This window comes from Pseudomonas sp. Q11 (assembly GCF_024494355.1).
GTDB classification, from domain to species: domain Bacteria; phylum Pseudomonadota; class Gammaproteobacteria; order Pseudomonadales; family Pseudomonadaceae; genus Aquipseudomonas; species Aquipseudomonas hefeiensis.
On sequence record NZ_JAKNQY010000018.1, the window covers coordinates 62,642 to 74,144 of the forward strand.

Genomic DNA, 11,503 nt, shown 5'->3' on the forward strand with positions numbered 1-11,503 from the left:
TCAGTTGACCGTGACCTGACCGAGCGCCGGTTTCTGTTCCCGAGCCTGATGCTGCGGCGCATAGACCTGGGTGAAGCGCACCGGCGGCAAGGTGAACCGGCCCTTCTGGGAGAAGCGCACCAGATGCCGCAGGCGCAGCTCGCCACTGAGGGCGTCCAGCGGCACCGCGTAACCCATCTGCCCCGGTTCGAAGCGCGCCTTCTCCAGGGAGGTCGGCTCGCTGCCGGCCTTGCCCAGCAACTGGATGCCCCAGGTGGTGCGCTCCACATCGGCACCCGGCGGCAGCGGCACTTCGAGCATGCCGTAGCGCAGCGGCGTAGAGGCCTTGCTGTTGATGATCACTTCATCCAGATAAAGGCTGTCGCTGGACAGCGGCTTGCTGCCCACGGCTTCGAGCTTGAAGGTGAAGGCCTCGTCGCCCGGTACCAGGCGGGACAAGCGCCGGGTGATGGTCACCGCCATCGGCGCCACGGGCGCCTGCTGGCTCTGGTAGCTCAGTGCCGCTTGCAGCGGGCGCTCCTCGGCACCGCTGAGGGTCAGCAGGGTCGGTAGCTGCGCCCCCTGCCATTGCCAGTAGGTTTCACCGGTGGCGCCTTGCCGGGCCTTCCAGCCTTCGCCCGGGGTCAGTGCCACCGCTGGCGCGGCCTGTTCGATGCTGCCCTGCAACCAGGTCAAGGCCAGGGCCCGTTCAAGGGTGGATTGCTGCGGCAGCAGACGTTCGAGTAATGCCTTGGCACGCGCCTGATCGAAGCTTTGCAACGACAGGCTCAAGGCCTCGACGAATGGCTGGGAGCTGACGTCCAGTTGCTGTTGCGCGGCGTCCAGTTGCCGACTGAAGGCCTCCGGCAGCGGCACCTTCATCTGCCTGGCGAGGGACGCCGTCAGCATGCGGGCGCTGGCCAGGCCCAGGGCCGAATCCGGCGCGCTCATGACCAGACTGTCTTCGCCACTGTCCATCACGCTCAAAGCGCTGCCCTCGCCGGCTTTCACCAGGTCGTCCATCAAGCCGCTGAGCAAGGTATTGACCGGCAGTTGCATCTGTTTGGCGAACGACAGGATCAACGCACGCTGCAACAACGGTGTATCGCCGGCCTGCTTGGCGTAGACCTCCAGCACCCGCTGCCAGTGTTCCGGCGGCAGGCTCAGGTCCAGGGCTTTGCTGGCGTGCCAGTCAGCGTAATAGGCGTAGGCCGTGAGGAACGCATCCGGTTCGCCAACCTGGCCCCACCAGGTGAAGCTCGCCGCAGGCCCGGCCATTTGCACCAGGCGCAGGCGACTGTTTTGCATGATCAGCCGCAAGCGATCACGAATCTGCGGGTTCGTCGCCAGGGTCGGGTAGGCGATGCTCAACGGCAGCAGACGACTGGCGGTTTGCTCGACGCCGCCGTAGGGGTAGCTCAACAAATCATCCAGGGCCGACCGGAACAGCGCTTGCGGGCTGTCGTCCAGGCGCAGGCGGATATCGCTGGCATCAAGCGGCAGGCTCAGCGGTGTATCGCCGCTCGCCACGTCAAGGCGCTGGCTCTGGGTGACTTGCCAACCGTAGCCAATGGCATTGAGTTGCACGGCCAGGGTGTCCTGGGTTTCGCCGTTGACCTGCAACTGCACGTTCAAGTCACCGTTGCTCAACTCCAGAGACGGTAGCGCCACATAGTTGATGCCGTGCTTCAGGTCCGCCACCACGCGTTGCTCAGTACCGGCGTAACGGATCAGCAACTCGGCCTTCAGCGGTTTCTCGGACTGGCTGAAAGCGAACAGGCCCATTTGCGGCTTGTCGCCACTGCGGAACCGGGTCGGGCCGCTCCACTTCAGGTACAACGGCTTCTCTGAACCGATAAATTGCTTTTTCTGACCCACCTGGCCGTCGTCGGCAATGGCCCGGGCGGTGATGCGCCAGCGGGTCAGGGAGTCCGGCATCTTGAAGGTGAAGCGGGCCTTGCCGTTGGCGTCGGTGACCAGCTCCGGTTGCCACGCGGCAGTGTCGACGTCTTCACGACGAGGCCGCTCCAACACTTTGACACCGCGCTCGCTGCGGTTGGCCTTGCCCGGTGCCCCCGGGGTCCCCGGCAGGGCCACGTCATAGCTGATGAACGACAGGCTGGCGCTGGTGCGCACGTTGTTGCGACGCGGATGGTAGAAAAACTGATCGATGGTCGGCGCCACTTCCGGTTGCAGGGCGTAGATCATTTCATCCACGACACTGACGGTCAGGTGCGCCGGGATCGCCTTGCCGACGAACTGGGTGCTCAGGTCCACGGTCACCGTGTCGCCAGGCCGATAAGTCGCTTTGTCAGTGACGATGGCGACGTCGATTTGCGGCGCGACCACCTTGATACCGGCGTTCTGGAAGCTGTACTGGCCGCCCTTGGTGTACAGCACCGAGAAGGTCAGGTTCGGCGCAAAGGCATCCTTCACCGGAATTCGCGCGCGGTATTGAGTGTCGCTGAGCTTTTCCATCTTCAGCCAGTCGCCGCCCTTGGACAGCAGCGCCGTGGCCTCGACCTTGTCCCGCTCCAGAGACAGCAGCGCATCGCTGACCGGCTCCGGGAAGGTGATCAGCGCCAGGGCTTCGTCACCAGCCTGGTATTGGGCTTTGTCGAGAACGATCTCAACGGTGCCCGGCACGGCCTTGATGCCTTCGCCGGTTACCGAATGGCCAGTGGCGCCAATGACCCGACCGTGATCGTCCTTGAGGGTCAGGTTGTAGGTGCCCGGACGCTCGAACGTCAGGCTGAAGCCCTTGTCCTGGGCCGTCAGTTTGCCCTCGCCGGTGCTCTGGTCTTCCAGCCGTACCCAGGCGTAGCTGCCCGGCGTCACGGCGTTGCTTTGCGCGTTGCCACCCTCGTTGGTGTAGCTGAACGAGACGTCCTCGCCGGCGGCGCTGAAACGCCGGGGCGCGCTCAGGCGAAAGTTAGCCGCGCCACGGTCGATGAGAATTTCCTTGGTGGTCTTGACCCGATACGCCGCGCCATCGCTGGCAAACACAGTGAGTGTATAGCGGCTCGGCTTGTCGGCGGCCGGCAGCTCGAGACTGGCGTTGCCCTTGGCATCGGTGGTCACTTCACTGCTGGTCAGTTCCACCGGGAATTGCCCCAGGTATTGCAGCTCGTTATCCACCATCGACAGTTGCTGGGCCCGCAGGCTCAGGCTCACCTTGGCGTTGGCCACCGGCTTACCGTCCGGGTAGAGCAGCACGAGAGCACCCTTGACCGGCTCGCCGGTGCGGTAATCCTGCTTGGCGAGGTTCAGCGCGATCTCGAAGTGCGGCTTGATGTATTCGGCCACGCGAAAGGCACTGCTGTAGAGCTGGTCCTTGTAGCTAAAGCGCAGCTCATACCCACCGGCCACGGCGTTTTCCGGCAGCTGGAAACGGCCCTGGGTACCGGCCTTGGAATCGAGCTTCAGGGCCAGGGTCTGCAACGCGGTGCCGGTAGCATCCAGCACGCTGACATGGACGTCGGCGGCTGTCGGCTGCACCGAGTCCCGGGCATTCTTGAATTCACGGCCGACGATTTTCAGCGACACCCAATCCCCCGGCCGATACAGCGGTCGGTCGGTGAAGGCGAACAGCTTGGTGTCGTAGATTTCGCTGTCGTAGTAGAAGTTTTCCGAGACAAATACCCCGCCTTCCTCGTCCTCGCCGATGACGAACGAACGCTCCGGGCTGACGTGCTTGAGGCGCAGCAAGCCGTCTTCATCGGTGGCACCACTGCTCATCACACCCAGGCCGTCGGTCCACAGTACGTTGACCTTGGGCACCGAACGACCTTCGTGTTTACGCGCGGCCCAGACCAGCAGCTCGTCACCGGCGATCTTGCTCACCGCCACGGTGTTGGAGACAAAGACCATGGTGGTGGCCCGGTATTTACCGATCAGCGCTTCTACCAGGTACAGACCCGGCTTCAACTGGCCCAGCGGCACGTAGACGTTGCCTGGCGCGACGCTGACGAACTCACTCGACGAACCCGCCAGGTTGACCCCCGCTGGCGGCTGGATCGGCTTGGCCTGCCAGAGCGGATAACGGAACTGGCTGACCACCGGCAAACCCGGAATCAAGGCGAACTGTGGTTGCGCGTCGTACGGCGTCGGCGCGGCGATGGCGCTGCCCATTTTCAGTTCCGGCACTTGTTCGGTGACTTGCTGACGCGACTCGTAGGAAAACGCCCGCTGCATCACCCGACGGGATTTGCGGTACCAGTTGTCCCACAGGTACGCCAGGGTGTTCGACAGCCCTTCGCCCTTGAACTGGCCGTCGCTGACCACCCGGTGCAGGTTCTTCTGACGCTTGAGGAAATCCAGCGGTTTTTCGATGCGATAAACGCGGATATCGGCACCGCCGTACGGTTCCATGCGGAATTTCCGATAATCGCGACCCGGTGCTTCGAGGCGAACCATGGCTTGCTCGTCACTGGCAAAACTGCTGTCGGCCAGCAGGAAGAAGCTTTCACCGGCCAACGGCGTGTAGCCGCTGGGCTCCACGGTGTCTTCGGCGTGAACGATCGGTGCCAGCAACAGGGCCAACAGCAGGGGCAATTTTGAACACAAGCGCAGCATGTGGGCACCGGTCATTGGGAGAGAAAATTGAGTCGATAGACGCCGATGAAGTTGGGGTTGGCTGCGTCGGGTATCCATCGGGTGTCCTTCCAGTTCATGAGTTGCTGCAGGCTTGCCGAGCGCATGCCGTTGTCGGTTGGGGTGGTGGTGCCGGTGTGGTAGGCGATATTGCGGCCCATCCAGATCATCAGGTGCTGGTCATCGCCCTGATCGAAAAACATCAGGTCGCCCGGACGTGCCTGGGTGACGTCCCGGCTCACCAGATGGCTGTTGAACTGGATCAGCTTGATGGCGTTGACGTAGGGCCCGACCTTGCCGCCGCCCTGTTGCCATTGCTGGGCCAGACGTCGCTGGGCATCACTCAGCTCAAGCTCTGGCGGCAGGTAGCGATTGGACAGGCCATTGCTGCGCAACCACTTCTGGTCGTGGACCTTCAGCGCTTCATTGGCCGCAAAGCGCACCAGCCCGGCGCAGTCCTGCTGGTACCAGCGCGGGCTCGGGCCTTTGGTCAGTTGTTCCTGGGCAATGCGCACGAACCAGGCGCGAAAGACCTTCGATTGCTGCACATCCAGCGAGGGTGTCTGAGCGGCAAACGCCTGCCCGCCCAGCAGCAGCGCCAGCATCAACACCCATACCGGGCGGCGGATCAACCCGGTCACAGTGCTTTCCATTCCAGTGGCAACCACTGCCAGTGGCCGTCCGGTTCGCTGCCTTCAGGCAACGTCAGGGCGTATTTACCGTAGCCGCCGAGGGTGCGCAGCTTCGGAATCAGGTAGGTTTGCGCGGCGTTGTAGAACACCGGTTCCATGTCCTGGGGCAAGCTGTCGAGGGTTTCGCGCTGCATCAGTTGCGCCATGGCATCCGGACCGAAGTAGACCGGCATCAGCAGGTCCTTGGGCACCACGTCGGCCATGGGCGGGAAGCGTTTGTCGAGGGTGCCGAGGGCCTTGTCCAGCAGTTTGTCATCGAGGGAAAACAACAGCGTCGAACCGTGCCGCGCCAGGCTGACTTGCATGAACGCCTTGCCGGTGATCGCCTCCGGCTGCGCGGCGTCCTTGGCCGGGTAAGGGCCGAAGTTGGAGCTGACCTGGCGTTGCCAGCGGTGCATCGGGCCTTCCTGTGTTTCAACAACGGGAAATGCATGTTCGGCCACGTTGTTTTCGTAGGCGCCCACCATCGAACCGAACAGGTTGCCCAGGTCGGCATCGAGCTTGCCACCGTCATCGTTCAGGTTCGCCACCAGCAGTGGTGTGTACAGCCGCGAATCGGCGTACCAGCACAGCCCCGCCGCGCCGGCCATGTGCTCGATCATGGCCTGGGCCGCGTTGTCGTCGGCACCGAGTTTCACCAGCAATGGCTTCTGTTGTTCGGCCGCCAGAGGCAAGGCGACGCAGGCGCTGGCGCCCATGGGCATGGCTTGCCAGATGGGCTTGAAGTCGAAGTCTGGTTGGTTCTCCAGCTCGTCCATGGCCAGGAAGCTGTGCCAGCCGTTGTCGTCCATGTCGAAACGCAACCCGGCGAAGTTCGGGATGAATCGCTGGTAGCCCATGGCGAGCACGCTGGCATTGACCGAGATGCGTTGCTTGACCTCAGGCGCCTTGGGCAGCAGGCCGAAGGCTTCGGGGAAGAGTTTTTCACCGGCCAGCAGCGCTTCGAGGGCCTGGGTCGAGACCATGCCAGGTTCGTCGGTGGGGCCACTTCCCAGGTCGTAGAGCCTGGTCGGATTGGACAACACCACGAGTTTGTCGCCATGGGAAGCGAATACCAGGGCTTTGCTGGCGTTATAGGTGAGCTGATAGACCGGCACTACGTCGCCGGCCACTTTCATCTCACCGAGCTGGCTGAGCTGTGAATCATCCAGCGCCACTTTTGCCAACGGCTCCAGGACCTTGGCCAGGCCCCCACGATCCATTACCAGCAAAAAATCCCTGAGCCGCCCGTCGGCGCCGCGCCATAGCGCTACATCGGCCGGCTGGTCAAAAAGCTGCTCGATCAGGCTGTCCTGCAGTTTGAGGTCATGCTCGTAGATGATCCGTCGCAGGCTGCCGATCAGCCCGAGGCGGTCGGCATGGGTTTGGTAATAGAAGACGAAATCCTCGGTGAGCGTGGCCTTGAGGAACGGCACCGCCAGCAAGTCCTTGGGCAACTGGCTCAGGGAGTGGGCCTCGAGCAGGCCGTCGGGGCGGCTCAGGCCGAGTTTTTCCAGTGCCAGTGCCATGGGCGGCGCCTTGGGCTTGGTCATGAACCAACCCAGTCCGGCGGCGACACCGGCCACCAGGCATAGCCCGATCAGCAACGCCGGCCAGCGGCGCACAGGTTTGGCGACAGGAGTCGGCGCGGTCGGGGAAGCAGTGTTGTCGCTCATATTCACAAGGGCCTGTTCATCCGTGGAGCGGATACTTAGTAGTTGAACGTCTTGACCAGCAACAGATCGCCGATGGCGCGCAGGGGCACGACAAAGGTTTCGCGTTTTTCATCGACGGTGTTTTCGTTGAGCACCAGGTTGATCTGCGAGGTGATCACCTCGTTCTGGTTGCTGGTTTCTTCAAAGTTGTAGCCACCGTTGCCGTAGTTGCCCCAGTAGTTCACGTAGACCAGGTAGGTACCGTGCATCGGCGCGGTCATGGTGAACGTCTCGGGACCGGGCCCATCGACGCCATCGGGGTCGAGGCCGCCACCGTTGCTCAACGCCGGCCGGCCGAAGAACGCATGCTGGCCGTCGGGGGTGACGATGTGCAGGTCCAGCTCGGCCTTGGGATCGTCCCAGCCCAGCACCACGCGGATCTGCGCCGGAGTTCGCTGATTGTTGGCTTCATAGAACTGCACGCGCTTGAGGGACTGACCTGCGGAGCTGCGCACTTCGACGCTGTTGGAGCCAGCGCCAAAGGCATACGGCCGGGCGAAACGCCCTTCATCGTCGGTATAAAGATTCAGTGGATTGCCGTTGACCGCCAGGCTGTGGGGCGCTCGGGCGGTGCCCATGGCCTTGAGCCGGCCCTCGATAATCGTGCGATTGCGCTGCACGCCTCGGTCGATGGGCGGCGTGGGATAGGCCACGCGCGGGTTTTCAGTGCGATCGAGCAAGCCGCTGTAACGCCAGCCGCCCACGGGCTCCGACAGCTCGGCAGCAGGCTCGGCCCACGCCAGTGGCGCGCCCGCCAGCACGATCAACAATGAAAGAAAACGCATGTATGCCTCCTGCCATGCATGACGCAACCCGGCGCCCTTCCTCGGCGCTGCCTGTCATTATTCGGGTTACGTCTGAAGGCCCCGCCACAAGGGGCCCGTAGATGCGGCGAAGGTTAGCGATTCGGCGGATTATTCACAATCAGGGAACGCGCGAATCTGTGTGGGAAATCACGTACTGAGGGGGGCGTGAGCCGATTAGCATGGTTATTCGGCTCACGAAATGAGCCGAATACGGAAACTGAGGTAACTTCTGAGGTAATCCCGTTGGCTCTATTGGCGCTGGCGAAGCCTGCGATCTTTTAACTTTCGCTCAAGATTCAATTGGCAAGGGGAAGATCGCAGCCTCGTTGCACTCGACAGCTCCTACAGGTCCAACAGGTCCAACAGGTCCAACAGGAGCTTGCCCCTTACCAAAAGCAGTGCCTCACGAACCGCGCGGGCCCTGCTCTGATTTGCCCCAATACCCCATGTCTGCTAGTGTCGCGCCCGTTTAACAGTCAACCGGAATCGCCGCCATGGCCCGCAAAAAAGCTGCACTGGACTTCGAACAATCTCTGGCCGACCTGCAAACGCTGGTCGAGCGGCTGGAGAACGGCGAGTTGTCGCTGGAAGACTCGCTGACCGCCTTCGAGCAGGGTATCGGCTTGACTCGCGACTGCCAGGCGGCGCTGGCCCAGGCCGAGCAAAAGGTGCAACTGCTGCTCGAACGCGATGGTGAGCTGACCGAAGAGCCTTTCGACGCGGACCAGCCTGAATGATCGGCGCCTATCAGGCCGGCAGCCAGGCCCGGGTCAACGCGGCGCTGGATACGCTGTTCACCGCCCCAAGCCCTGAGTTGGCGCGTTTGTACGAGGCCATGCGCTACAGCGTGATGAACGGCGGCAAGCGCGTGCGTCCGCTGCTGGCCTACGCTGCGTGCGAGGCCTTGGGCGGTGCGCCCGAACAGGCCAACGGCGCGGCCTGTGCGGTGGAGCTGATCCACGCGTATTCGCTGGTCCATGATGATCTGCCGGCCATGGACGACGACGATTTGCGTCGCGGCCAACCCACCACCCACAAGAAATTCGACGAAGCCTGCGCGATCCTGGCCGGTGACGGCTTGCAAAGCCTGGCCTTCAGCGCCCTGCTGGCGCCGGCGCTGAACGATTGCCCGGCGCAGATTCGCCTGGACATGGTCAGCGCCCTGGCGCTGGCGGCAGGCCCGGCCGGGATGGTCGGCGGCCAGGCCATCGACCTCGGTTCGGTGGGCCTCAAGCTGGATCAGAGCGCGCTGGAATACATGCATCGGCACAAGACCGGTGCTTTGATCGAGGCCAGCGTCAAACTCGGTGCCCTGGCCAGCGGCCGGGCCACGCCTGACCAGCTGCAAGCCTTGCAGACCTACGCCCGGGCCATTGGCCTGGCGTTCCAGGTGCAGGACGACATACTCGACGTCGAAAGCGATACCCAGACCCTGGGCAAACGCCAGGGCGCCGATATCGCTCGCGACAAACCGACCTACCCGGCCCTGCTCGGTCTCGACGCCGCCAAGGCCTATGCCCTGGAGTTGCGCGACCAGGCCCTGAGCGCGCTGCGACCCTTTGACGCGGCTGCCGAACCGTTGCGCGAGCTGGCGCGATATATCGTCGAACGCCGCAGCTGATACGGGGTCAGACCGCGTATCGGCCAAGTTCCAGCCTACGCGTGGGCAGCTTGCGATGCATAAGGTAAACTGCCGCCTCTTTCTATACCTATAACGATTCGCCTGATGCCCACGACGTTTCAAGAGATTCCCCGCAAACGCCCGACCACGCCGCTGCTGGACCGCGCCAACACGCCGGACGGCTTGCGTCGCCTGGGTGAAGCCGAGCTGGAAACCCTGGCCGATGAGTTACGCCTGGAGCTGCTCTACACAGTCGGCCAGACCGGCGGACACTTCGGTGCCGGCCTTGGCGTCATCGAGCTGACGATCGCGCTGCATTACGTATTCGACACCCCGGACGACCGGCTGGTGTGGGACGTCGGTCATCAGGCCTATCCGCATAAAATCCTCACTGGCCGTCGCGAGCGCATGGGCACGCTGCGCCAGAAGGACGGCGTGGCAGCGTTCCCGCGCCGCTCCGAGAGCGAATACGACACTTTTGGTGTCGGCCATTCCAGCACCTCCATCAGCGCCGCCCTGGGCATGGCAATTGCCGCCCGTCTGCAAAACAGCGAGCGCAAGGCGATTGCCGTGATCGGCGATGGCGCACTGACGGCAGGCATGGCTTTCGAAGCGCTGAACCACGCGCCGGAAGTCAACGCCAACATGCTGGTGATCCTCAACGACAACGACATGTCGATCTCGCGCAACGTCGGTGGGTTGTCCAACTACCTGGCGAAGATTCTTTCCAGCCGCACCTACGCCAGCATGCGCGAAGGCAGCAAGAAGGTGCTCTCGCGCCTGCCCGGCGCATGGGAAATCGCCCGCCGCACCGAGGAATACGCCAAGGGCATGCTGGTGCCCGGTACGCTGTTCGAAGAGCTGGGCTGGAACTACATCGGCCCCATCGACGGCCATGACCTGCCCACGCTGATCGCGACCCTGCGCAACATGCGCGATCTCAAAGGCCCGCAGTTCCTGCATGTGGTGACCAAGAAAGGCAAAGGCTTCGCCCCCGCGGAAGTCGACCCGATCGGTTACCACGCCATCACCAAGCTCGAACCGGTGGATGCCCCGGCCGCCGCCCCGAAGAAGGCCAGCGGACCCAAATATTCCGCTGTGTTCGGCCAATGGCTGTGCGACATGGCCGCCGCGGACCCGCGTCTGGTGGGCATCACCCCTGCGATGAAAGAAGGCTCGGACCTGGTGGCCTTCAGCGAACGCTACCCGCAGCGCTACTTCGACGTGGCGATTGCCGAGCAGCACGCCGTCACCCTCGCCGCCGGCATGGCGTGCGAAGGCGCAAAACCGGTGGTGGCGATTTATTCGACCTTCCTGCAACGCGGCTACGACCAGCTTGTTCATGACGTCGCGGTGCAAAACCTCGATGTGCTGTTCGCCATCGACCGCGCAGGTTTGGTGGGCGAAGACGGCCCGACCCACGCCGGCAGCTTCGATCTTTCGTTCCTGCGCTGCATCCCCGGCATGCTGCTGATGACGCCAAGCGATGAAAACGAGTTGCGCAAAATGCTCACCACTGGGCACCTGTTCAATGGCCCGGCGGCGGTGCGCTACCCTCGCGGCAGCGGCCCGAACGCGACCATTGAAGCTGATCTTGAGCCGATCGAAATCGGCAAGGGCGTGATCCGCCGCCGGGGCAAGCAGACCGCCCTGCTGGTGTTTGGCGTACAACTGGCCGAGGCCCTGAAGGTCGCCGAAACCCTGGACGCCACCGTGGTGGACATGCGTTTCGTCAAACCCCTGGACGAAACCCTGGTGCGCGAGATGGCCGGCAGTCACGAACTGCTGGTGACCATCGAGGAAAACGCCATCATGGGCGGCGCCGGGGCGGCGGTCAGCGAATTCCTGGCCCGGGAAAACATCCTCAAGTCGGTGCTGCACCTGGGCCTGCCGGACATCTACGTCGAACACGCTAAACCGGCGCAGATGCTAGCCGAATGCGGGCTGGACGAGGCTGGGATCGAAGGGGCGGTGCGCCAGCGGTTGCAGCTGTTGGGCCGGTAATTCTCAGACCGCACAAATCCCTTGTGGGAGCGAGCCTGCTCGCGATGGCGTAAGACCAGTCGATATCGACATTGACTGACACACCGCTATCGCGAGCAGGCTCGCTCCCACACT

General features: G+C 63.2%; 7 protein-coding genes. 3 read left to right on the top strand and 4 right to left on the bottom strand.

Annotation, left to right across the window (positions count from 1 at the left end; all coding sequences use genetic code 11):
- The 4 genes from MA884_RS18830 to MA884_RS18845 are packed head-to-tail and all read right to left on the bottom strand — an operon-like array spanning position 1 to position 7,743.
- On the bottom strand, positions 1-4,569 hold the full coding sequence (locus tag MA884_RS18830) for an alpha-2-macroglobulin (RefSeq protein ID WP_256231954.1): 4,569 nt from the start codon (positions 4,567-4,569) through the stop codon (positions 1-3).
- Positions 4,566-5,225 carry a DUF1175 domain-containing protein gene (locus MA884_RS18835; protein ID WP_371134789.1) on the bottom strand — a complete coding sequence of 220 codons (660 nt, stop codon included), beginning with the start codon at positions 5,223-5,225 and terminating at the stop codon, positions 4,566-4,568. The genes MA884_RS18830 and MA884_RS18835 overlap by 4 nt, the downstream gene beginning before the upstream one ends.
- On the bottom strand, positions 5,210-6,919 hold the full coding sequence (locus MA884_RS18840; protein ID WP_256231914.1) for a DUF2138 domain-containing protein: 1,710 nt from the start codon (positions 6,917-6,919) through the stop codon (positions 5,210-5,212). Before MA884_RS18840 ends, MA884_RS18835 begins: the two co-directional genes overlap by 16 nt.
- A gap of 35 nt (positions 6,920-6,954) precedes the next feature.
- Positions 6,955-7,743, bottom strand: a complete 789-nt coding sequence (locus MA884_RS18845) for a YfaP family protein (protein ID WP_256231915.1) — start codon at positions 7,741-7,743, stop codon at positions 6,955-6,957.
- A gap of 515 nt (positions 7,744-8,258) precedes the next feature.
- On the opposite strand from MA884_RS18845, the gene MA884_RS18850 reads away from it, so the two are divergent.
- The 3 genes from MA884_RS18850 (at position 8,259) to dxs (ending at position 11,389) form a co-directional block, all read left to right on the top strand.
- On the top strand, positions 8,259-8,501 hold the full coding sequence (locus MA884_RS18850) for an exodeoxyribonuclease VII small subunit (protein WP_047229733.1): 243 nt from the start codon (positions 8,259-8,261) through the stop codon (positions 8,499-8,501).
- A complete protein-coding gene (gene ispA / locus MA884_RS18855; RefSeq protein ID WP_256231916.1) occupies positions 8,498-9,385 on the top strand; it encodes a (2E,6E)-farnesyl diphosphate synthase in 888 nt (295 codons plus the stop codon). Before MA884_RS18850 ends, ispA begins: the two co-directional genes overlap by 4 nt.
- A 105-nt stretch (positions 9,386-9,490) precedes the next feature.
- The gene (dxs, locus tag MA884_RS18860) at positions 9,491-11,389 is read left to right on the top strand and encodes a 1-deoxy-D-xylulose-5-phosphate synthase (protein WP_256231917.1); all 1,899 of its coding nucleotides are present in this window, start codon (positions 9,491-9,493) and stop codon (positions 11,387-11,389) included.
- Positions 11,390-11,503: the final 114 nt, after the last annotated feature.

What these genes read in the sequence shown, in the direction of transcription:
- MA884_RS18830 (WP_256231954.1), bottom strand. Translation starts at nt 4,569, where the DNA reads ATGACCGGTGCCCACATGCTGCGCTTGTGTTCAAAATTGCCCCTGCTG.
- MA884_RS18835 (WP_371134789.1), bottom strand. Translation starts at nt 5,225, where the DNA reads ATGGAAAGCACTGTGACCGGGTTGATCCGCCGCCCGGTATGGGTGTTG.
- MA884_RS18840 (WP_256231914.1), bottom strand. Translation starts at nt 6,919, where the DNA reads ATGAGCGACAACACTGCTTCCCCGACCGCGCCGACTCCTGTCGCCAAA.
- MA884_RS18845 (WP_256231915.1), bottom strand. Translation starts at nt 7,743, where the DNA reads ATGCGTTTTCTTTCATTGTTGATCGTGCTGGCGGGCGCGCCACTGGCG.
- MA884_RS18850 (WP_047229733.1), top strand. Translation starts at nt 8,259, where the DNA reads ATGGCCCGCAAAAAAGCTGCACTGGACTTCGAACAATCTCTGGCCGAC.
- ispA (WP_256231916.1), top strand. Translation starts at nt 8,498, where the DNA reads ATGATCGGCGCCTATCAGGCCGGCAGCCAGGCCCGGGTCAACGCGGCG.
- dxs (WP_256231917.1), top strand. Translation starts at nt 9,491, where the DNA reads ATGCCCACGACGTTTCAAGAGATTCCCCGCAAACGCCCGACCACGCCG.